The sequence below is a fragment of the Streptococcus bouchesdurhonensis genome, assembly GCF_948472335.1.
In genome coordinates this window covers 182,248-205,542 of the sequence record NZ_CAOKTW010000007.1, presented here as the reverse complement: position 1 = coordinate 205,542, position 23,295 = coordinate 182,248, and the positions used below count along the sequence as shown (strand labels likewise).

Sequence of the window (23,295 nt, the reverse complement as noted above, 5' to 3'; positions counted from 1 at the left end):
TAATTATCAGATGATAAGTCCGATTTTCAAAGCTTAACAAGTACCTCTCATAAGAAAATCTCCTAGCAGGAAAGCCTGCTAGGAGATTTTTGCATTTCAGGAAGTGGACGGCTGACTTGGTAACCAGCTGAGGGTGAAAGTTAGCTGATCAGCTTTTAGGAGGTCTTGGTGTTGAATAGTTGATACTAGGTTTTTGTCCAGTCGGCATTCTTTGACAAAGTTGAAGTGGCTGTGGTTTTGCTCCGTATGAATATCCAGCCATTTACCTTCTTTAGCTAGGTAGACTCGTAGATGGTCAAAGAGAGGGATTCCGAGATCATAGCTTGATTTTCCTGGACAGGTAGGATAAAATCCGAGAGCTGACCAGATGTACCAAGCAGAGAGACTGCCATTGTCTTCATCGCCAGGATAGGCTTGCCAACTTGGGTGAAAGGCTTTCTGACGGAGCGTCTTGATAAGAAGGGCAGTGTAGTCAGGGTAATTGCTGTAGCGGAAGAGATAAGGAATGTGGAAGCTCGGTTGGTTGGAAATAGCGACTTGTCCAAAAGGAGCAGTAGCCATCTCGCTCATTTCGTGAATCTCGTAACCATAGCCAGTCGTCTCAAAGAGGGGAGCATCTTGACAGGTTTTCAAAAGATAGTTGCTGAAGGCTTCTTTTCCACCCATAAGCTGGATTAAGTCTGGGATGTCGTGGAGAACGCCTAAAGTTGCTTGGATGGCTGAACATTCGGCATAATCACGTCCCCAACTATAGGGAGAGAAGTCAGGGCGGAAGTTGCCTTGATTGTCTCGCGCTCGCATGTATCCTGTTTCAGCATCAAATAGATGGCGGTAATTTTGTGAAGCAGTCCTATAGGTTTCAGCAATTTCAACTTTCCCTAGTTTTTTGGCACAGCTGGCGATACAAAAGTCACTATAGGCATAGTCTAGGGTATGACTGACGCTTTCGTGGTGGTCGGTAGAGAGGTAGCCCAGTTCTTGGTATTGGGCTAGTCCGTGACGGCCATTGATACCGAGAGGGTCGGACTTGTTGGCTGTTTCAAGCATGGCTTGGAGGAGTTCTTCTTCTAGGTCGGGGGCCATGTCCTTGCAGGCGCTATCTGCGATAATGCCGTCTAAAAGGGTACCGGGCATCATGCCACGTTCATCTGGAGACAACCATTTTGGAAGGAAACCAGTATCGCGGTAGTTATTGAGAAATCCTTCTAAAAAGAGACGATAATGCTCTGGTATGACAAGGGCAAAGAGGGGGAAGGTGGTGCGGAAGGTATCCCAGAAGCCATTGTTGCTAAAGAGGACACCGGGCTTGACAGATCCAGTAGTCAGATCCTTGTGGATGACTTGCCCTGACTCATCAACCTCATAAAAAGTCTGAGGAAAGAGGAAGAGTCTGTAGAGGCAGTGGTCAAAGAAGGTTCGGTCAGCCTCTCCTGTCTCTATAACGTCAAAACGATGGAGGAGATTTTCCCAATCCGCTTGGGCACTTGATTTACAGTTATCAAAATCTTCTTGAGGTAGATTAAGCAGTGCTTGAGAAGGCGAGATGAAAGAAGTGGCTAGCTGAATCTCAGCATGACTACTTGCTAAGTCAATTCGCCAGTCTCCCCCTTCTTGGCTAACAGCAAGAATATCCGTATTCATTTGCAGGGCAGTGAACATCGTTAGCGAATTTTTGTTGGTTTCAGTTTTTCCTTCTTGTCTTAGGGCAAGAGTTCGCTTATCTACTTGCTCTACTGTCAGCTCATCTGCTGCGTGAAGGTAGAGGGAGAGGGCTTTGCCTTGCTTTTGCTCCAAACGAATAGAAGCACCGTAGCAAGTCGGTGTAAGCTGGCTTTCAATCTGATAGCGCAGGGAGAAAATTTTCAGATAATGAGGTTGGAAAGAGGCCTTATCTATGTCATAGGAAGATTGGCGGTGAAAGAGGCTGTCTCCACCCAGTTGACCGATGACAGGTGTCAGGAGGAGCCAAGAGTAGTCGCCAATCCAAGGGCTGGGCTGGTGAGTTAATCGAATCCCCTGAAAGATAGGCAGATGTGGGTCGAAAAACCAAGATCCCTCCTGGTCGCTGGTCTGGGGTACAAAGTAATTCATCCCAAAAGGCACGCCTGTGTATGGCAGGGTATTTCCCTGAGAGAAGGCATGCTTGCTGGCAGTTCCAAAGCGGGTATCGATGGTTTCAAGTAGTGGTTTCATAGTCTTTCCTTTAGCTGTTTTTCTACATTATATCAGAAAAAGATAGCCTATAGAAAAGGAGTTTCAAAGATAACTATTTTGTAGAAAAATGACTATCATTTGTGTATGTATTTTCTGTCTCAAAAGCTATATACTGAAAATGAAACTTGTTTGAAAGAGGATACTGCACGATGATTTATTCGAAAGAAATTGTTAGAGAATGGCTAGATGAAGTGGCAGAGCGGGCTAAGGACCATCCAGAGTGGGTGGATGTTTTCGAGCGTTGCTACACCGATACCTTGGACAATACGGTTGAAATCCTAGAAGGCGGTTCAACCTTTGTACTCACTGGGGATATTCCTGCTATGTGGCTTCGAGATTCGACAGCCCAACTCAGACCCTACCTACATGTGGCTAAAAGAGATGCCCTCCTGCGTCAGACCATTGCAGGTTTAGTCAAACGTCAGATGACCTTGGTGCTCAAGGATCCTTATGCCAACTCCTTCAACATTGAGGAAAACTGGAAGGGGCACCACGAGACCGACCACACCGACCTTAATGGCTGGATTTGGGAACGCAAGTACGAGGTGGACTCGCTTTGCTATCCTTTGCAGTTGGCTTATCTCCTCTGGAAAGAGACTGGCGAGACTAGCCAGTTTGATGAGACTTTTGTCGCAGCGACTAAGGAAATTCTCCATCTTTGGACGGTGGAACAAGACCACAAGAACTCTCCTTATCGTTTTGTCCGAGATACGGACCGCAAGGAAGACACCTTGGTAAATGATGGCTTTGGCCCTGATTTTGCAGTGACAGGTATGACTTGGTCCGCTTTTCGTCCGAGTGATGACTGTTGTCAGTATAGTTACTTGATTCCGTCAAATATGTTTGCTGTAGTAGTCTTGGGTTATGTGCAAGAAATCTTTGCAGCATTAAAACTAGCTGATAGCGAGAGCATTATTGCTGATGCTAAGCGTCTTCGTGCTGAAATCCAAGAAGGAATCGAAAATTACGCCTATACAAGCAACAGCAAGGGCGAAAAGATTTATGCCTTTGAAGTGGATGGTCTAGGAAATGCCAGCATCATGGATGATCCAAACGTACCAAGTTTGTTGGCTGCGCCTTATCTGGGCTATTGCGATATTGACGATGAAGTGTATCAAGCCACTCGTCGTACCATTCTGAGCCCTGAAAATCCATATTTCTACCAAGGAGAATACGCTAGTGGCCTCGGCAGTTCTCATACCTTCTATCGCTATATCTGGCCAATCGCCCTTTCTATCCAAGGCCTGACAACAAGAGATAAGACAGAGAAGAAATTCTTGCTGGATCAGCTGGTTGCTTGCGATGGTGGTACAGGTGTCATGCACGAAAGCTTCCACGTGGATGACCCAACTCTCTACTCTCGTGAATGGTTCTCTTGGGCCAACATGATGTTCTGTGAATTGGTCTTGGATTACCTAGATATTCGCTAAGGAACATGCTTTAGCGCAACTGATTCTTGGAAAGAATCACAAATTTACATCCAAAAACGTTAACAATAAAAATTTAAATTTAGAATGAGGTTTTACTTCATGGAAAATGTTGTCGTACATATTATCTCACATAGTCACTGGGACCGTGAGTGGTACTTGCCTTTTGAAAGCCATCGTATGCAGTTGGTGGAATTGTTTGACAATCTCTTTGATCTCTTTGAAAATGACCCTGAGTTCAAGAGTTTCCACTTGGATGGACAAACCATTGTCCTTGATGACTACTTGGAGATTCGTCCTGAAAATCGCGACAAAGTTCAACGCTACATTGACGAAGGAAAATTGAAGATTGGTCCTTTTTACATTTTGCAGGATGATTACTTGATTTCAAGTGAAGCCAACGTCCGCAATACCTTGATTGGTCAAGCAGAATGTGCAAAATGGGGCAAATCAACCCAGATTGGTTACTTCCCAGATACCTTTGGAAATATGGGACAAGCGCCTCAAATTCTTCAAAAATCAGGCATTCACGTGGCGGCCTTTGGTCGTGGGGTGAAACCGATTGGCTTTGATAACCAAGTTCTCGAAGATGAGCAGTTTACTTCCCAGTTTTCAGAAATGTACTGGCAGGGTGCGGACGGAAGTCGTGTCCTCGGGATTCTCTTTGCCAACTGGTACAGTAATGGGAATGAAATTCCAGTTGATAAAGACGAGGCCTTGACCTTCTGGAAACAAAAATTGTCAGATGTGCGTGCCTACGCTTCGACCAACCAGTGGTTGATGATGAACGGATGTGACCACCAGCCTGTCCAGAAAAATCTGAGTGAAGCCATTCGTGTGGCAAATGAACTCTTCCCAGATGTAACCTTTGTTCATAGTTCTTTTGATGAATATGTCCAAGCCGTGGAAAGTGCCCTACCAGAGCAATTATCAACGGTTATAGGTGAGTTGACCAGTCAGGAAACAGACGGCTGGTACACACTTGCCAACACTTCTTCATCTCGTATTTATCTCAAACAAGCCTTCCAAGAAAATAGCAACCTCCTAGAGCAAGTAGTGGAGCCACTAACTATCATCACTGGGGGTCATAACCACAAGGACCAGTTGACCTATGCTTGGAAAACTCTTTTGCAAAATGCGCCGCATGATAGTATCTGTGGCTGTAGCGTGGACGAAGTTCACCGTGAGATGGAAACACGTTTTGCCAAGGTCAATCAAGTCGGAGACTTTGTTAAAAGTAACTTGCTCAACGAGTGGAAGGGCAAAATCGCTACAGCTAAGGCTCAAAGTGATTATCTCTTTACTGTCATTAACACAGGTTTGCATGATAAGGTCGATACTGTCAGTACAGTGATTGATGTTGCGATTTGTGATTTTAAGGAATTGCACCCAACAGAAGGTTATAAGAAGATGGCTGATCTTACCTTGCCAAGTTACCGTGTGGAGGACTTGGATGGGCGTCCTGTAGAGGCTAAAATCGAAGACCTCGGAGCTAATTTTGAGTACGATTTACCAAAAGATAAGTTCCGCCAAGCTCGTATTGCTCGACAAGTGCGCGTGACCATTCCAGTTCACCTGGCACCGCTTTCTTGGACAACCTTCCAATTGCTGGAAGGAGAGCAAGAACACCGCGACGGTATTTACCAAAACGGAGTGATTGATACGCCATTTGTAACGGTAAGTGTGGATGACAACATCACAGTCTATGACAAGACAACTCACGAAGCCTATGAAGACTTTATCCGCTTTGAAGACCGTGGGGACATCGGAAACGAGTATATCTATTTCCAACCAAAAGGAACAGAGCCAATCTATGCAGAGCTTAAGGGCTACGAGGTCTTGGAAAACACAGCTCGCTATGCTAAGATTTTGCTCAAACATGAATTGACTGTGCCTGTCAGTGCCGATGAAAAGCTAGAAGAAGAGCAAAAAGGCATCATCGAGTTTATGAAGCGTGAAGCTGGACGGTCAGAAGAATTGACAAGCATTCCTCTGGAAACTGAGTTGACTGTCTTCGTTGACAATCCACAAATTCGTTGCAAGACTCGCTTTACCAACACTGCCAAAGACCACCGTATCCGTCTCTTGGTCAAGACTCATAACACGCGTCCAAGCAATGATTCTGAAAGCATCTATGAGGTGGTGACACGACCAAACAAACCAGCTGCTTCATGGGAAAATCCTGAAAATCCTCAACACCAACAAGCCTTTGTTAGTCTGTATGACGATGAAAAAGGTGTGACCGTATCCAACAAGGGATTGAATGAATACGAAATCCTTGGAGACGACACCATTGCAGTGACTATTTTGCGTGCATCAGGTGAGCTAGGTGACTGGGGCTACTTCCCAACACCAGAAGCACAATGCTTACGGGAGTTTGAAGTCGAGTTTGCGCTTGAATGCCACCAAGCCCAAGAACGCTTTTCAGCCTATCGTCGTGCCAAATCCTTGCAGACACCGTTTACCAGCCTTCAGCTTGCTAAACAAGAAGGAAGCGTGGCTGCGACTGGTAGTCTCTTGAGCCATTCTGTTCTCAGCATACCGCAAATCTGTCCAACAGCCTTTAAGGTAGCTGAAAATGAAGAAGGCTATGTCCTTCGCTACTACAATATGTGTAGTGAAAATGTGCATGTACCAGAAAGTCAACATCTCTTCCTTGACCTACTTGAACGACCATACCCAGTTCATAGAGGCTTCATTTCACCACAAGAAATTCGTACAGAATTGATTAAAAAAGAAGAAATTTAATTTCAAAAAGTAAACATAAAAAGAAAGGAGGGGCGAAAAGGTAAGAATTAACTGCTGATTCGCCCCTTTTTATGGTAAAAACAATGACCATTGCAACGATTGATATCGGAGGGACTGGGATTAAGTTTGCTAGTCTGACTCCTGATGGAAAAATATTGGATAAGACAAGCATTCCAACGCCTGAAAGTTTGGAGGATTTACTAGCTTGGCTAGACCAGCGCTTGTCAGAGCAGGATTACAGCGGGATTGCTATGAGCGTTCCAGGCGCGGTCAATCAAGAGACGGGTGTGATTGATGGCTTCAGTGCGGTGCCTTATATACACGGCTTTTCGTGGTATGAGGTGCTTGCTCATCATCAACTACCTGTTCATCTGGAAAATGATGCCAACTGCGTTGGGCTCAGTGAATTACTGGCTCATCCAGAACTTGAAAATGCAGCCTGTGTCGTGATTGGGACAGGGATTGGCGGAGCCATGATTATCAATGGTAGACTTCATCGAGGTCGCCACGGTCTGGGTGGAGAATTTGGCTACATGACAACTCTTGCCCCTGCTGAAAAGCTCAACAACTGGTCGAAATTAGCGTCAACTGGGAATATGGTGCGATACGTGATTGAAAAATCTGGTCAGACTGACTGGGACGGTCGCAAGATTTACCAAGAGGCCGCAGCAGGAAATGACCTTTGCCAAGAAGCCATTGAGCGCATGAACCGCAATTTGGCGCAAGGCTTGCTCAATATCCAGTATCTGATTGATCCAGATGTCATCAGTCTGGGAGGCTCTATCAGTCAAAATCCAGATTTTATCCAAGGTGTCAAGGAAGCTGTTGAAGACTTTGTTGATACCTACGAAGAATACACGGTCGCACCCGTTATCCAAGCCTGCACCTATCATGCAGATGCTAATCTTTACGGTGCCCTTGTTAACTGGCTACAGGAGGAAAACCAATGGTAAGATTTACAGGACTCAGTCCCAAACAAGCGCAAGCTATTGAAATATTAAAAAAGCACATTTCTCTACCAGATGTTGAGGTGTTAGTCACTCAGTCTGACCAAGCCTCTATCTCTATCAAGGGTGAGGATGGTCACTATCAATTGACCTACCGTAAACCTCACCAACTTTATCGTGCCTTGTCCTTGTTGGCAACAGCTCTAGTAGAAGGTGATAAAGTAGAGATTGAGGAACAAGCAGCTTACGAAGATTTAGCCTATATGGCTGACTGTTCGCGCAATGCGGTGCTGAATGTGGCTTCTGCCAAGCAGATGATTGAGATATTGGCTATCATGGGCTACTCAACCTTTGAACTTTACATGGAAGACACTTACCAGATTGAAGGGCAGCCTTACTTTGGCTATTTCCGTGGAGCCTACTCAGCTGAGGAGTTGCAGGAAATCGAAGCCTATGCCCAGCAGTTTGACATGACCTTTGTGCCCTGTATCCAGACCTTGGCCCACTTGTCGGCCTTCGTCAAATGGGGTGTTAAGGAAGTGCAAGAACTCCGTGATGTAGAGGATATTCTCCTTATTGGCGAAGAAAAGGTTTATGACCTGATTGACGGGATGTTTGCTACTTTGTCTAAACTGCAAACCCGCAAGGTCAATATCGGGATGGACGAAGCCCACTTGGTTGGCTTGGGACGTTATTTGATATTGAACGGTGTTGTGGATCGTAGTCTCCTAATGTGTCAACACTTGGAGCGCGTGCTGGATATTGCTGATAAATATGGTTTCCACTGCCAGATGTGGAGCGATATGTTCTTTAAACTTATGTCAGCAGATGGCCAGTACGACCGTGATGTGGAAATTCCAGAAGAAACTCGTGTCTACCTAGATCGTCTCAAAGACCGAGTAACTTTGGTTTACTGGGACTATTATCAGGATAGCGAGGAAAAATACAACCGTAATTTCCGCAACCATCACAAGATTAGTCATGACCTTGCCTTTGCAGGAGGTGCTTGGAAATGGATCGGTTTCACACCCAATAACCATTTCAGCCGTCTAGTAGCTATTGAGGCCAACAAAGCCTGCCGTGCTAATCAGATAAAAGAAGTCATTGTGACGGGTTGGGGGGACAATGGTGGTGAAACTGCCCAGTTCTCTATCCTTCCAAGCTTGCAAATCTGGGCAGAACTCAGCTATCGCAATGACCTAGACCGTTTGTCTGCTCACTTCAAGACCAATACTGGTCTATCGGTTGAAGATTTTATGCAGATTGACCTAGCCAACCTCTTGCCAGATCTACCAGGCAATCTCAGTGGCATCAATCCCAACCGCTATGTCTTTTATCAGGATGTTCTCTGTCCGATCCTTGACCGACACATGACACCTGAACAGGACAAACCACACTTTGCTCAGGCAGCTGAGACCCTTGCTGAAATCAAAGAAAAAGCTGGTGCTTACTCTTACCTCTTTGAAACTCAGGCTCAGTTGAATGCTATTTTAAGTAGCAAAGTGGATGTGGGACGACGCATTCGTCAGGCTTACCAAGTGGGCGATAAAGAAAGTCTACAAGAAATCGCAAGGCAAGAATTACCAGAACTCAGAAGCCAAATTGAAGACTTCCATGCCCTCTTTAGCCACCAATGGCTGAAAGAAAACAAGGTCTTTGGCTTGGATACAGTTGACATCCGCATGGGCGGACTCTTGCAACGCATCAAGAGAGCAGAAAGCCGCATCGAGGCTTATCTGGCTGGCCAGCTTGACCGCATCGACGAACTAGAAGTGGAAATCCTGCCATTTAACGACTTCTACGCAGACAAGGGCTTCGCAGCCACAACAGCCAACCAATGGCATACCATTGCGACAGCTTCAACCATTTATACGACCTAAAACAAGAACACCTTGCCTGGCGCAGGGTGTTTCGCGTGAAACAGAAGAATTATCTAGTTTCAAATGCCACAGTTAGACAAACTTATGATAGAATAGCAGAAAGGGAATGTTTCCTAAGAGCAATTCTATCGATGAGCAATTGGAGGTATTGTGGTACACTTAAAATTAGTAAAACAAGTGTTTTTTTGTGATGGTTTCAGATAAGAGAGTTTTTTAATACTCAATGAAAATCAAAGAGCAAACTAGGAAGCTAGCTGTAGGTTGCTCAAAACACTGTTTTGAGGTTTCAGATGGAAGCTGAGGAGGTTTGAAGAGATTTTCGAAGAGTATAAATTTGTTGAGCGTGTAGCTAATACGTATCAAGTCTGGTAGATTGAGAAAACTTGACAAAAAATTAGATAGTGCTAGAATAACATTAACGAAAGACATTTGAGGGCAGAAAGGTTCCTGTCACACCTTGCAAAAGGGTATCTGAGATGCTGGGTACACCGACCAGCCAAAGGGTCCGTTATTTCAAAGGAGGGGCTTAAATGCTCCTTTTTTATTTAAAAATTTCAAAATAGATTACACTCATCGCAGGCTTAGGCTTGCGTTTTTTTGTTTGACAAAATTAAAAAAATGTGTAAGAATAAGTAGAATTGAAAACAGGAAAACTCACCTCCTTTCGATTCGTCTAGCCTTTTCGTGAGGCAATGAGGGGGCGGAGAGACGCGCTCGTCAACAGAAGTATCTCATTGGAAATGTTGCTCACTTTTTAGTGAGCTTTTTATCTAGGGAATAGAAATGAAAAGCAAAAAGTTAAAATTAGGTCAAATTGATTTAAAAATGTGCAAGGATTACGACCTTATTCAAGCGATGGACTATGACTTTAAGACGAAGGAAGTAATGAATAAAGGAAGGGGATTTGCGGTAACTGTTGTCAAAATACAGGGGCTAACTTTCTTGATTCCATTTAGAAGTTACATTCCTAAAAAGTATCAATTGAAGTATAAGCTTCGAAATTCAGCAAAAGAAGGGTATGTTGAAGGATTAGATATTGGTAAAACCTTGATTTTAGAAGATAAAAGTTATTTACTAAATACCACTTTTCGCCTTCGGAAAGTCGAAGATTATTATAAAGTAATGGATAATGATAAAGCTATAATCAATAAGTTAGTGAAAGCTATTATAGACTATAACCGTGCTTTAGAAATGAACGATAGAAACAAACTTGAAGATCCTAAACGCTTTAAATTCTCAACATTCCAGAATTATTCTACTAGATTAAGAGTCATAACAGAAAAAGACTATTTAGAATAGATAATGTTTCCGCAGGCTTAGGCTTGTGTTTTTTTTTATAGTAGATTGAAATAAGATTTGAACAAATTGATTAGGAAAGTCAAATTAATTTCTAGCAATGTTTTAGTAGTCGAAGTGTACTGTTCTAGTTCCAATTCACTCTATTCTTCAAAAAAGCCCGATTTTATGGGGTTTTAATTCTTATAAAATCCGATAATTTTGGCATGATAAGGTGAGGTAGTTATTGTCTTAATGCTCAGTTCCGTTCTGGAAATCGCTAGAATGTTTTCAAAAAATCCCGTAATAGTTGAATTATCTAAGCTTTAACAGTATAATCAAGTTAGCAGTTTCATCAGGAGGTTCTATGCTACAATATAGTGGGTGGCACGGCACCACCAATAAAAGAAAAGATTCTATCTGCTGGTTTTTCTTATGAGAAATATAAACCTGGTATTCATAAACAGAGACATCCGAACGACTTGGGTAATGGTATTTACTTTTTCTACCTTTTGACAAAGATACTGGTAAAACGATTGCTTCTGCTTATGTAGCAAAGTATAAGTCATTTGAACTAAGCAAACCCGGGGTTAGGCCTGAGTTAATTCATGCTGAAATCATCCTAAGCTCTATGAACAATATTTTTATGTTGGATGACCCAGCAAACCAAAGCTTATTAGAGGAATATCGACAAGCAGCATCTATTCAAATTGAACGTGAGATTACAGATATTGCAGATAGCGGAGCCAAAAATAGAGCTACTCTTCTTAACCAAAATCAAGGATTAATTATTGAACTGTTGCTTGATTTAGCGTCTCAGCATGGGAAGAATTATGAAGCCGTGCAGTCTAAAACATATACAGCTATTCCATTCTTACCAGTAATTAACGGAAAGAACGGAGAGGAAATTTGTATCCGTGATTTAAATTGTATGACAAACATTTTATAAATAAGGAGGCTTTTATGAGTTTATTGTCAAACTTTTTAAGAACTGAAGAATTTTCTTTGATGGATTCTCCAATGTTCCAAGAATTAGTTGAAAATATTAAGGCCAACAAAATTTATTCAGTAAACAATGAATTTGATTATGATTTGAATATATCAGGAAGTCTTAAAAAATATAAAGATGAAATCCATTGTACTTCTCAATTAAATAATCAAAAAGAGTTTTATGATTTGAATTCTATAACTAAAGTAAATGCAATGCCTAAATATAATATAAAAAACAAGAAGTCATGTTTTTCATATTTACCAATAGATTCTGAAAACTTAATTACAACAAAAGAAAATAGTGAGGTGGCAGCTTAATGTCCTCTTTACAATTTAAAGATTATTTTTTAAATGAAGTATCGTATCGAAGAAATCCTAGTTTTGACCAAACAAATAGTACTATTAATTTACAGCCTGAATTGTCTGCACAGATTTTAATAAGAAAATCTGAAAACCTTGCTTATGTTAACTTGATAACAAAGCAAGGAAATATAGATTCAGATGATTCTGCTTTTGAGCTTATTGTAGATATTGTTGGAGAATTTTCATTTATACATGACGAGACAGAATTTGATATTGATTTTGAAACTTTTCTTAAAGAGAATGGTCTAGCAATTCTTTGGTCTTATATTCGGCCTATCGTATCTGATATGATTACTCGGGGTAATGAGTTCCCCAACTTCATATTGCCTGTCGTTAACATTAAAAAAATGCTTGAAGACAAAGATTCTATCAAGTTAACATACGAATAAAAACAGTGTATGTATTTTTCAAAGCTCCAATGAAATGCTTTCACATTTAAAAGGTCTTCGGAGAACTATAAATCAAAATTGTGATAAAAATAAATAGGACCAAAGAGTTTTGTATGATAGTAGTGCAATTTGAAACTCTAGCTGTTTCTCGAGCTTATCGTTCTTGAACTATAAAATATTTCTAAAAAACTGATAGAATCATATATTTTAATAATATACGAAGAATAACGCTGATTTTTCAAGCGTTTTTTCTTTTAAAACAGCTAGCAGGTGGTGAAGTGAAAAGCTTGACGATCAAGTCAAACAATGTTGGTTTCAGCTTGCCGTATATATGTTGAGGCTGGGTAAAAAACAAATTTCAGGAGAAAATGAAGTCAATATTTCCACGATAAGATATATGATATCAAGCTTAGTTCATAATGTTTGATTTATAAAAAGAAAGAGAGTATAATGAGATAAACCTACCTAAAGTATGCTCAAATATTTTAGGGGGGGGCTTTTTATTTGCCCTTCCATTATATATTAACCGATAATTATCGGACAAGGAGCAAAATGATATATGTTTTATAAAGGTAATGAAGATAGAGAAAAGCGCTTGCGGTTTTCGATTCGTAAGGTTAGTTTTGGAGCGGCCTCGGTAGCCGTGGCGGCGCTGTATCTCTTTATGGGAAGTGGAGCGGTATCTGCTGAGGAAGCGCAGGCCATACAGTCAAATGAGGAGGTGGCAGCTGATAAGGATTCGGAAACAGAGAAAAAATCAGAGGATCAGCAGCTAACCTACGCTGCTCCGGCTGCAAAAGAACAAGGATCTGCAACCAATACTGAAGCAGGGGATAAAGGCAAGCAAGAAAGTCATCCAGAGACCAAAGAGGAAGAAGCCAACTCATCTGAGAGAAGCGAAACTACAACAAAGACTCAATCGGATGAAGATTCTGTGAGTGGGGATTCTAGCTCTCCAAAATCTGAAGGTGAAGGTACAAGATCAGAAGAAGCAAGCAGCAAGCCAAAAGTACGTAAAAGACGTGATATAAGTGCCACTCCAGGTGCAGATGTTGCAACGGATGATCCATCAGCAAATCAGACTTACATAGCACCAAGCGCTGATGCGAGTGTAGAGGAGTTAGTAGAAAAATTAAAAACATTGCCGAATGTGATTGAAAACAATAATAAAATCAACGGCGTTCAAATGAAGAAATTAGGTGATGCTAAAGGTATAGCACTAGGAGAGGTAAGAGAACTTGATGAGTTTGGTGGTTGGAAAGCTGTAACTACTGATGGACAAGTTGGAAAATTTGCTATTGCTAGAAAAACAGCAAAAGGTGTATTCCCGGCATATACTATAAATATAAACAGAACTAATGATGCTTGGCTTCGAGAACAAGTTCTTGATTGGAATAGTGAATACACATTGCTATTATCAAAAGTGGTGACAAAAGCTAGTAGAGATACGGATGTTCCTTATGATGAACAACCTTACAAAGGTAACAATGAATCTGGAAAAACAACAGCTAGAACAGCAAAAGGATTTGATGGAATAGAAAAAACTTTTAAAGTGTATTCTTCAGCTGAAGGTTCTAAAGTAAGAGTGGATTTCAAAACAGGTTATACGGGAGATGTTGAAGGTTCTAAGGCTGAATACAAGGTGGAAGTATATACTGATAATTCTACTAATCCAATTTATACAACAACATTTAGACCGGATAAGAACATTACTGATAAGGAAAGGACAGTTATTGCAGCTAAAGATGGAACAAAAATTACAGAGAAAATAAACGTTTCAAGCAATACTAAAGAAGAAATAGAAGGTAAGATGGCATTGGATGCCAATAGACCTAATGGAACAGTAGGACGCTTTACGAGTAAGTTGATTGAATTGCCTAAAGGTGTAACTTCATACAAAGTAAGATTAAGTCTAGCTAATAAAAGATATGGTGGGATGAGTTATAATTCTTCGTATTTACAATACTCATTGCCGATTACTGGGCTCGACTTTAATATTACACAAGACACTAAACATATAGCGAAGTCACTATTGCAACAGGCTTATAATAAACTGCTTGAAGACCAACAAAAAGATGAACATAGAAAAACTAAAGACAGTGTCCGTGCTTACCGAGAAAGGTTAGCTAAAATTAAAGAATTATTAGACTCAAATGAGTTGAAAAATAATTCTGAATATCTTTCTGTGTTAGAAAGTGCTGTTTATAGCAGAGATAACTTGATAGCTCAAAACTTTGAAGCGAAGACTGTCAAACAAGTCAAAGATAGCCAAGTTTTGATAGACTTGTCGACACATCCAGAAAAAGTGATTACCTATAAAGAAAATAGTGTCGAAAAAGCCTTGCCTGACTATCTGGTAGCAAGCTGGAAGAATACCCCTGACTTTACGACTGTTGGTCCACATACTGGCATTGTTGCGATCTCTGAAAAGGGTGACGCAGGTGCTCAAAACCAAGAAATAGCAGAAGTTACGGTTTCTATTACCATTTATCCTAAGGCTGAAGCCGGGCAAGCAAAATTTGTCAATGTCCTCACAGAGAACAATCGCTTGTTGGATGGGGATAACCCTGAAAACTATGTCAAGTTTGTCAATGGCAATCAAACAGTTGCTAAACCAGCGGATATGACGGTGACATGGCATAAAAAACCAGATACAACGACTGCTAATGTTGATCAAGAAGGTATCGTTAAAGTCAGCTACAGTGCGACCGATGAGAACGGTGCTCTTAGCACCCAAAGTTACTTTGTGACTGTGAAGGTGCCTGTTTATCCACCAGCACAGTTGAAAAACAATGTAGGTAGCTACAACAATAAACAAGGTACCCTCTCAAATGGTACCAACCCAGAAGATTATATCGAGTTCAAGGATGGTAACCAAACCGTTGCAAAACCAGCTGGAGTGACAGTTCGTTGGCAAGGAAGTACTGCACCAGGTATTGGCACAGCATCGGCTCAAAATCGTGGCATTATCGAAGTGGTTTACCCAAGTGGAGACTCTCAAAACCCAACGGTAAAAACACTTGAAGTTGCGCTTCCAACCTACCATTCTGTAGTGAAAAAATCAGAGTACACACGCGACATTACACAAAGTTTTGATAGCAATCAAGCAAGCAACTATGTCACAACGACTCCGAATGCACCAACAAGAACAGAATACTTCTGGAAGACAGATGAAACTAGAAATAAAGAGTACGGTTCAGCAACATGGGGTAATATCTCAGGAGACTGGCTCGGTAAGAAGACCAATAAGGTTAAGGTCTACTATCCAAATGCGAATGGTGGCAATCCGAAATCAGAAAACTTGGCGGAAGAAACTACTGAGATAACCTTCATCACAAAACCAGCTAAGCCAAGTATTGCAACCAACTTGACAGGAAAAGCAGGCACGCGAACTCATGTATCCGTTACGAATGCGACTCCTGGAACAACACTTTACCTCTACAATGGTACTACACAATTAGGTAGTGTCGAAGTTCCTAAGAATGGTGCTTATAGCAAGCTAGTGACTGCAGAGCTCACTCCGACAGCGGACATCCCTGCATCAACGAATCTGACTGTGAAGTCTGTCTATATGCCAAACGATGACAGCCAACGAGTTGAATCAGATAGTAGTGATCCAGTTTCTAGTACGCAAGTGACGGTATCTGCTAAAGGAACGATTCAAACCTTGGCAGGTTCTGGTAATATTACAGAACTAAGCAATCTCAACCAAGCTACCCTTTCTAAATTGTTAACCCTCTCAGATGGTAGTGCTGTTGATTCTGCAACGGCAGCTCGTTGGGAATCTGGTCAAAACATTGCCAAGGGTGAAGCAGGTACACGGACTGAAAAACTATTTGTTCGTTTACCAGGTCATACCAAGGAACAAGAAGTAACCCTTACAATTAAGACTCTTGCACAGCCAACTGCGAAACCAGTTCTAAAAGCTCCTGACGAAGTGATTACAAACGAGAGCTTGTCTCACTTTGTGACAGATGAAGGAGCTGCTTCTCTTGCTTGGGAAGGAAATCCAGCTGTCGTGACGGCAGGACGCAACATTCCACGTATCAAGGTTACCTATCCAGCTGCGGGAGTAGATGGCATTGCCTTTTCAGATGTAACGACGCAGTATGTGATTCCAACTATCTACGGAGTGAAATCCAAGTCTACAGATACGTATACAAATACGCAAAACCAAGCTTTTGATACGAACGCAGCCAACTATGTTGAGCAGTCAACTGCGACCGCTTTACCAGCGGGCATGACTTATGGTTGGGAGGATGGAGAGCCAAGTGCAGGTACGGTTGGAGAGTTTACCCGAACAGTCATCAGCACGTTTGGTAATGGAAATAGTGTTCCAGCAGAACTTCGTGGTCGTACGGTTAAGACAGTGATTCGATTTGCTGTAAAACCAACGACTCCAGTTGCGACTGCAAATGAAGATGGTAGTGTTGGTATTAGCATTCCAGATGGTGCAACGAGACTAGACGTTACCTATACGCCAACGAATGGTGCGGCTGAAACAACGACTTCGATCACGAAGAATGGTTTGAGCTGGGTTGCACAAGGTTTGACTGTGACTCCTTCTCAAGATGGTAGCCGACTCATTCTTTCTGCAGATGATTTGAAAGATGGTACGGAGTTGAAGGGGGTTGCAGTTGCGACAGGTGCAGCAGGTGACTTGACAAGTGCAGATAGCAATACTGTACGAGTAAAAGCACCGCAATTGAGCTCTCCAGTCATCACTCAAGAAGCCGACTATAGCATTCAGATTGCGCTGGATGAAAAGGCGACTCATGCTGAGGTTTCCTATACAGATGTAGGAAACACCATGCGGAAACTAACCTTTGATAAGCGTGGGGATGAGTGGATCCGAACTGATAATGTTCACATTGGTTCGGTAGTAACTACTGGTAACAATATTGTCATGGCAGTCAACACCGCTAAATCTGGTACTCTTGTTTCAGCTAGCCAGAAGACAGAGTTGTCTGATTTCTCAGTGGCGGCTACGCATAAGGCTATCGGTCTTCTTAATAATCCAGTATTGATACCAAATGATGATACGAGTGTTACGATTGAAGCACCACAGGATGCGACAAGTCTATCTGTAACCTATACTCCAGCTAATGGTCAAGAGAAGACTGTAACGATTTCGAAGACTAACTCTGGTTGGATCAGTCCAGATGGATTTGAGGTTAAGAATGGAAACCCTACTTTAATGGGTGGTACAGCTCAAGCAGGACGTACTGTGAAGGTTAAAGCCTTAGGTGATTCTTCTGAAAGTAAGGAAGTAAGTGCTGTTGTTAAGACGGCTCAACCAAGCGAAATTCAAGCTGAAGTGAAGCAAAATGGTGACTTTGTACTTACTCTGCCGACAGATGCGGATCAGTTAACTCTTCATATTCCTACTAGTGATACGGTTGTTGAGGATACTGTCCTTTCTAAAGCGAACAACTGGGAATTGCCAGCTGGGTCATTATTCCGTAGAGTAGGAAATACCGTAGTCATCCCAGCAAATCTTGTCAAAGGGAGTAACCAAGTTACTTATGTTGCAACAGCAGGAAGTGGAGCTGCTAAGAGTGAAGATAGAGCAGGAAGTATGATTGTTCCTACTCATACAGCACCAACGGTTGCAGATATCATTGTGGCAGCAAACGGTGCTCCGACTGCAAATCAGGTCAATCAAGCAGTTACGGCAGATAACAAACAAACTGCTACTGCTCAAAACTTGCCTACTGTTCTAGCAGGTCAAAGTCAGAAGATTTCTGCTACGGTAACTTATCAAGATAACAGTCAAGAAATAGTTGATGTGACGGTGAAAGCAAAATATGCGACACCAGCTCAAGTGACAGGTAGTCAAAAAGATAATGGTGATCTTGTCTTTACTCTTCCTCAAGATGCAGATGATGTTACTATTAACTACGAAGCTAATGATGGATCTAAACAGACTGCGAAACTTCATAAAGAAGGAAATGCGTGGACTGTTGTATCAGGCAATCTAACCGTTGATGGTAGCAGTGCTACTCTCGCAAACGGTGTCTATACAAGTCCTCAAGCAATTGAATTGATTGCGACAGCTGGTGAGGGAGACCAACAGAGTGAACAAGCACAAAATGGTTTCCGTCCGACTGAACACACGGTTACATCTCAAACCATTAGCAAGGTTAAAGGACAAACTCCGACAAACGATGAATTGTTAAATGCTATCACTGCTGATAAAAAGCAATCTGCTGTTTTAAAAGATGGGACTCAATACCCAACTACGGTTGGAAATCATACGATTACAGTTACCGTCACTTATGCAGATGGTACGACAGAGGATATTCCTGTAACCTATAAGGTGACAGCCGATAAGAAAGCTCTTGAAGCGGCTAAAGCGGAACTCGACCAAGGTATTCAAGCTGCTCCAGATACAAGTGGTAAGACACCAGACTCTGTCACAGCTTACAACAAAGCCAAGACAGAAGCTGAAACTGCAGCTCAGGAAGCACAAGTCGTTATCAACGACCAAAACGCCAGCGAACAAGCTGTTCAAGATGCTATTGCTAAGGTAACCAAAGCCAAAGAAGCTCTTGACCAAGCCATACTAACTTGACGCCAGCCGCAACCGAACAAGAAAAACAAGCCTTGACGGTTGTGAAGAACAACTTGGATACTCCAGCTACAACAACGGGTATGACCCCAGAGTCTATCGATGCTTACAACAAAGCTAAAGACGCTGCTCAAGCCCAAGTAGATGAAGCCAAAGCGGAGGCACAAGCTGCCCTTGATAAGGGTGCTAATGCAACCCAAGCAGAAGTTGCTGCAGCCAAAGCAAAAGTGGATGCTGCCCAACAAGCCTTGGATGCAGCCAAAGCGAACTTGGTACCGCAAGCCGATAAGAAAGCTCTTGAAGCGGCTAAAGCGGAACTCGACCAAGGTATTCAAGCTGCTCCAGATACAAGTGGTAAGACACCAGACTCTGTCACAGCTTACAACAAAGCCAAGACAGAAGCTGAAACTGCAGCTCAGGAAGCACAAGTCGTTATCAACGACCAAAACGCCAGCGAACAAGCTGTTCAAGATGCTATTGCTAAGGTAACCAAAGCCAAAGAAGCTCTTGACCAAGCCAAGACTAACTTGACGCCAGCCGCAACCGAACAAGAAAAACAAGCCTTGACGGTTGCGAAGAACAACTTGGATACTCCAGCTACAACAACGGGTATGACCCCAGAGTCTATCGATGCTTACAACAAAGCTAAAGACGCTGCTCAAGCCCAAGTAGATGAAGCCAAAGCGGAGGCACAAGCTGCCCTTGATAAGGGTGCTAATGCAACCCAAGCAGAAGTTGCTGCAGCCAAAGCAAAAGTGGATGCTGCCCAACAAGCCTTGGATGCAGCCAAAGCGAACTTGGTACCGCAAGCCGATAAGAAAGCTCTTGAAGCGGCTAAAGCGGAACTCGACCAAGGTATTCAAGCTGCTCCAGATACAAGTGGTAAGACACCAGACTCTGTCACAGCTTACAACAAAGCCAAGACAGAAGCTGAAACTGCAGCTCAGGAAGCACAAGTCGTTATCAACGACCAAAACGCCAGCGAACAAGCTGTTCAAGATGCTATTGCTAAGGTAACCAAAGCCAAAGAAGCTCTTGACCAAGCCAAGACTAACTTGACGCCAGCCGCAACCGAACAAGAAAAACAAGCCTTGACGGTTGCGAAGAACAACTTGGATACTCCAGCTACAACAACGGGTATGACCCCAGAGTCTATCGATGCTTACAACAAAGCTAAAGACGCTGCTCAAGCCCAAGTAGATGAAGCCAAAGCGGAGGCACAAGCTGCCCTTGATAAGGGTGCTAATGCAACCCAAGCAGAAGTTGCTGCAGCCAAAGCAAAAGTGGATGCTGCCCAACAAGCCTTGGATGCAGCCAAAGCGAACTTGGTACCGCAAGCCGATAAGAAAGCTCTTGAAGCGGCTAAAGCGGAACTCGACCAAGGTATTCAAGCTGCTCCAGATACAAGTGGTAAGACACCAGACTCTGTCACAGCTTACAACAAAGCCAAGACAGAAGCTGAAACTGCAGCTCAGGAAGCACAAGTCGTTATCAACGACCAAAACGCCAGCGAACAAGCTGTTCAAGATGCTATTGCTAAGGTAACCAAAGCCAAAGAAGCTCTTGACCAAGCCAAGACTAACTTGACGCCAGCCGCAACCGAACAAGAAAAACAAGCCTTGACGGTTGCGAAGAACAACTTGGATACTCCAGCTACAACAACGGGTATGACCCCAGAGTCTATCGATGCTTACAACAAAGCTAAAGACGCTGCTCAAGCCCAAGTAGATGAAGCCAAAGCGGAGGCACAAGCTGCCCTTGATAAGGGTGCTAATGCAACCCAAGCAGAAGTTGCTGCAGCCAAAGCAAAAGTGGATGCTGCCCAACAAGCCTTGGATGCAGCCAAAGCGAACTTGGTACCGCAAGCCGATAAGAAAGCTCTTGAAGCGGCTAAAGCGGAACTCGACCAAGGTATTCAAGCTGCTCCAGATACAAGTGGTAAGACACCAGACTCTGTCACAGCTTACAACAAAGCCAAGACAACAAAGCCAAGACAGAAGCTGAAACTGCAGCTCAGGAAGCACAAGTCGTTATCAACGACCAAAACGCCAGCGAACAAGCTGTTCAAGATGCTATTGCTAAGGTAACCAAAGCCAAAGAAGCTCTTGACCAAGCCAAGACTAACTTGACGCCAGCCGCAACCGAACAAGAAAAACAAGCCTTGACGGTTGCGAAGAACAACTTGGATACTCCAGCTACAACAACGGGTATGACCCCAGAGTCTATCGATGCTTACAACAAAGCTAAAGACGCTGCTCAAGCCCAAGTAGATGAAGCCAAAGCGGAGGCACAAGCTGCCCTTGATAAGGGTGCTAATGCAACCCAAGCAGAAGTTGCTGCAGCCAAAGCAAAAGTGGATGCTGCCCAACAAGCCTTGGATGCAGCCAAAGCGAACTTGGTACCGCAAGCCGATAAGAAAGCTCTTGAAGCGGCTAAAGCGGAACTCGACCAAGGTATTCAAGCTGCTCCAGATACAAGTGGTAAGACACCAGACTCTGTCACAGCTTACAACAAAGCCAAGACAGAAGCTGAAACTGCAGCTCAGGAAGCACAAGTCGTTATCAACGACCAAAACGCCAGCGAACAAGCTGTTCAAGATGCTATTGCTAAGGTAACCAAAGCCAAAGAAGCTCTTGACCAAGCCAAGACTAACTTGACGCCAGCCGCAACCGAACAAGAAAAACAAGCCTTGACGGTTGCGAAGAACAACTTGGATACTCCAGCTACAACAACGGGTATGACCCCAGAGTCTATCGATGCTTACAACAAAGCTAAAGACGCTGCTCAAGCCCAAGTAGATGAAGCCAAAGCGGAGGCACAAGCTGCCCTTGATAAGGGTGCTAATGCAACCCAAGCAGAAGTTGCTGCAGCCAAAGCAAAAGTGGATGCTGCCCAACAAGCCTTGGATGCAGCCAAAGCGAACTTGGTACCGCAAGCCGATAAGAAAGCTCTTGAAGCGGCTAAAGCGGAACTCGACCAAGGTATTCAAGCTGCTCCAGATACAAGTGGTAAGACACCAGACTCTGTCACAGCTTACAACAAAGCCAAGACAGAAGCTGAAACTGCAGCTCAGGAAGCACAAGTCGTTATCAACGACCAAAACGCCAGCGAACAAGCTGTTCAAGATGCTATTGCTAAGGTAACCAAAGCCAAAGAAGCTCTTGACCAAGCCAAGACTAACTTGACGCCAGCCGCAACCGAACAAGAAAAACAAGCCTTGACGGTTGCGAAGAACAACTTGGATACTCCAGCTACAACAACGGGTATGACCCCAGAGTCTATCGATGCTTACAACAAAGCTAAAGACGCTGCTCAAGCCCAAGTAGATGAAGCCAAAGCGGAGGCACAAGCTGCCCTTGATAAGGGTGCTAATGCAACCCAAGCAGAAGTTGCTGCAGCCAAAGCAAAAGTGGATGCTGCCCAACAAGCCTTGGATGCAGCCAAAGCGAACTTGGTACCGCAAGCCGATAAGAAAGCTCTTGAAGCGGCTAAAGCGGAACTCGACCAAGGTATTCAAGCTGCTCCAGATACAAGTGGTAAGACACCAGACTCTGTCACAGCTTACAACAAAGCCAAGACAGAAGCTGAAACTGCAGCTCAGGAAGCACAAGTCGTTATCAACGACCAAAACGCCAGCGAACAAGCTGTTCAAGATGCTATTGCTAAGGTAACCAAAGCCAAAGAAGCTCTTGACCAAGCCAAGACTAACTTGACGCCAGCCGCAACCGAACAAGAAAAACAAGCCTTGACGGTTGCGAAGAACAACTTGGATACTCCAGCTACAACAACGGGTATGACCCCAGAGTCTATCGATGCTTACAACAAAGCTAAAGACGCTGCTCAAGCCCAAGTAGATGAAGCCAAAGCGGAGGCACAAGCTGCCCTTGATAAGGGTGCTAATGCAACCCAAGCAGAAGTTGCTGCAGCCAAAGCAAAAGTGGATGCTGCCCAACAAGCCTTGGATGCAGCCAAAGCGAACTTGGTACCGCAAGCCGATAAGAAAGCTCTTGAAGCGGCTAAAGCGGAACTCGACCAAGGTATTCAAGCTGCTCCAGATACAAGTGGTAAGACACCAGACTCTGTCACAGCTTACAACAAAGCCAAGACAGAAGCTGAAACTGCAGCTCAGGAAGCACAAGTCGTTATCAACGACCAAAACGCCAGCGAACAAGCTGTTCAAGATGCTATTGCTAAGGTAACCAAAGCCAAAGAAGCTCTTGACCAAGCCAAGACTAACTTGACGCCAGCCGCAACCGAACAAGAAAAACAAGCCTTGACGGTTGCGAAGAACAACTTGGATACTCCAGCTACAACAACGGGTATGACCCCAGAGTCTATCGATGCTTACAACAAAGCTAAAGACGCTGCTCAAGCCCAAGTAGATGAAGCCAAAGCGGAGGCACAAGCTGCCCTTGATAAGGGTGCTAATGCAACCCAAGCAGAAGTTGCTGCAGCCAAAGCAAAAGTGGATGCTGCCCAACAAGCCTTGGA

11 protein-coding genes and 1 pseudogene are annotated in these 23,295 nt (G+C 43.4%); 11 read left to right on the top strand and 1 reads right to left on the bottom strand.

The window, feature by feature from the left end:
- Positions 1 to 96: 96 nt before the first annotated feature.
- Positions 97 to 2,193 (bottom strand): GH92 family glycosyl hydrolase, encoded by a 2,097-nt coding sequence (locus QMQ21_RS12755; protein ID WP_261814568.1) that lies wholly within the window; start codon positions 2,191 to 2,193, stop codon positions 97 to 99.
- Between the two features lie 170 nt (positions 2,194 to 2,363).
- Between QMQ21_RS12755 and QMQ21_RS12750 the strand changes: the two genes are divergently transcribed.
- The 11 genes and pseudogenes from QMQ21_RS12750 to QMQ21_RS12700 all read left to right on the top strand — a co-directional run.
- A complete protein-coding gene (locus QMQ21_RS12750) occupies positions 2,364 to 3,644 on the top strand; it encodes a glycoside hydrolase family 125 protein (RefSeq protein ID WP_261814567.1) in 1,281 nt (426 codons plus the stop codon).
- Between the two features lie 99 nt (positions 3,645 to 3,743).
- Positions 3,744 to 6,389: an alpha-mannosidase gene (locus tag QMQ21_RS12745; RefSeq protein WP_261814566.1), complete on the top strand. Its 2,646-nt coding sequence runs from the start codon at positions 3,744 to 3,746 to the stop codon at positions 6,387 to 6,389.
- An 83-nt stretch (positions 6,390 to 6,472) separates the two neighbouring features.
- The gene (locus tag QMQ21_RS12740; RefSeq protein ID WP_284525422.1) at positions 6,473 to 7,342 is read left to right on the top strand and encodes an ROK family protein; all 870 of its coding nucleotides are present in this window, start codon (positions 6,473 to 6,475) and stop codon (positions 7,340 to 7,342) included.
- On the top strand, positions 7,336 to 9,216 hold the full coding sequence (locus QMQ21_RS12735) for a hypothetical protein (RefSeq protein WP_261814564.1): 1,881 nt from the start codon (positions 7,336 to 7,338) through the stop codon (positions 9,214 to 9,216). Before QMQ21_RS12740 ends, QMQ21_RS12735 begins: the two co-directional genes overlap by 7 nt.
- Positions 9,217 to 9,999: 783 nt before the next feature.
- Positions 10,000 to 10,515: a hypothetical protein gene (locus tag QMQ21_RS12730; protein WP_050242789.1), complete on the top strand. Its 516-nt coding sequence runs from the start codon at positions 10,000 to 10,002 to the stop codon at positions 10,513 to 10,515.
- A gap of 607 nt (positions 10,516 to 11,122) precedes the next feature.
- Complete coding sequence (locus QMQ21_RS12725) at positions 11,123 to 11,440, top strand: hypothetical protein (RefSeq protein WP_261814563.1); 318 nt, start codon at positions 11,123 to 11,125, stop codon at positions 11,438 to 11,440.
- A gap of 14 nt (positions 11,441 to 11,454) precedes the next feature.
- A complete protein-coding gene (locus tag QMQ21_RS12720; protein ID WP_138701421.1) occupies positions 11,455 to 11,799 on the top strand; it encodes a hypothetical protein in 345 nt (114 codons plus the stop codon).
- On the top strand, positions 11,799 to 12,233 hold the full coding sequence (locus QMQ21_RS12715) for a protein-export chaperone SecB (RefSeq protein ID WP_166736522.1): 435 nt from the start codon (positions 11,799 to 11,801) through the stop codon (positions 12,231 to 12,233). The genes QMQ21_RS12720 and QMQ21_RS12715 overlap by 1 nt, the downstream gene beginning before the upstream one ends.
- 559 nt (positions 12,234 to 12,792) lie before the next feature.
- Positions 12,793 to 18,807: a YSIRK-type signal peptide-containing protein gene (locus QMQ21_RS12710; RefSeq protein ID WP_261814562.1), complete on the top strand. Its 6,015-nt coding sequence runs from the start codon at positions 12,793 to 12,795 to the stop codon at positions 18,805 to 18,807.
- Positions 18,804 to 20,891, top strand: coding sequence for a hypothetical protein (locus QMQ21_RS12705; protein ID WP_261814561.1), 2,088 nt, complete (start codon positions 18,804 to 18,806; stop codon positions 20,889 to 20,891). Before QMQ21_RS12710 ends, QMQ21_RS12705 begins: the two co-directional genes overlap by 4 nt.
- Positions 20,837 to 23,284, top strand: a pseudogene (locus tag QMQ21_RS12700) (YSIRK signal domain/LPXTG anchor domain surface protein); the annotation flags it as partial. The gene QMQ21_RS12705 and the pseudogene QMQ21_RS12700, both read left to right, overlap by 55 nt.
- Positions 23,285 to 23,295 lie beyond the last annotated feature (11 nt).

What these genes read in the sequence shown, in the direction of transcription:
- QMQ21_RS12755 (WP_261814568.1), bottom strand. Translation starts at nt 2,193, where the DNA reads ATGAAACCACTACTTGAAACCATCGATACCCGCTTTGGAACTGCCAGC.
- QMQ21_RS12750 (WP_261814567.1), top strand. Translation starts at nt 2,364, where the DNA reads ATGATTTATTCGAAAGAAATTGTTAGAGAATGGCTAGATGAAGTGGCA.
- QMQ21_RS12745 (WP_261814566.1), top strand. Translation starts at nt 3,744, where the DNA reads ATGGAAAATGTTGTCGTACATATTATCTCACATAGTCACTGGGACCGT.
- QMQ21_RS12740 (WP_284525422.1), top strand. Translation starts at nt 6,473, where the DNA reads ATGACCATTGCAACGATTGATATCGGAGGGACTGGGATTAAGTTTGCT.
- QMQ21_RS12735 (WP_261814564.1), top strand. Translation starts at nt 7,336, where the DNA reads ATGGTAAGATTTACAGGACTCAGTCCCAAACAAGCGCAAGCTATTGAA.
- QMQ21_RS12730 (WP_050242789.1), top strand. Translation starts at nt 10,000, where the DNA reads ATGAAAAGCAAAAAGTTAAAATTAGGTCAAATTGATTTAAAAATGTGC.
- QMQ21_RS12725 (WP_261814563.1), top strand. Translation starts at nt 11,123, where the DNA reads ATGAACAATATTTTTATGTTGGATGACCCAGCAAACCAAAGCTTATTA.
- QMQ21_RS12720 (WP_138701421.1), top strand. Translation starts at nt 11,455, where the DNA reads ATGAGTTTATTGTCAAACTTTTTAAGAACTGAAGAATTTTCTTTGATG.
- QMQ21_RS12715 (WP_166736522.1), top strand. Translation starts at nt 11,799, where the DNA reads ATGTCCTCTTTACAATTTAAAGATTATTTTTTAAATGAAGTATCGTAT.
- QMQ21_RS12710 (WP_261814562.1), top strand. Translation starts at nt 12,793, where the DNA reads ATGTTTTATAAAGGTAATGAAGATAGAGAAAAGCGCTTGCGGTTTTCG.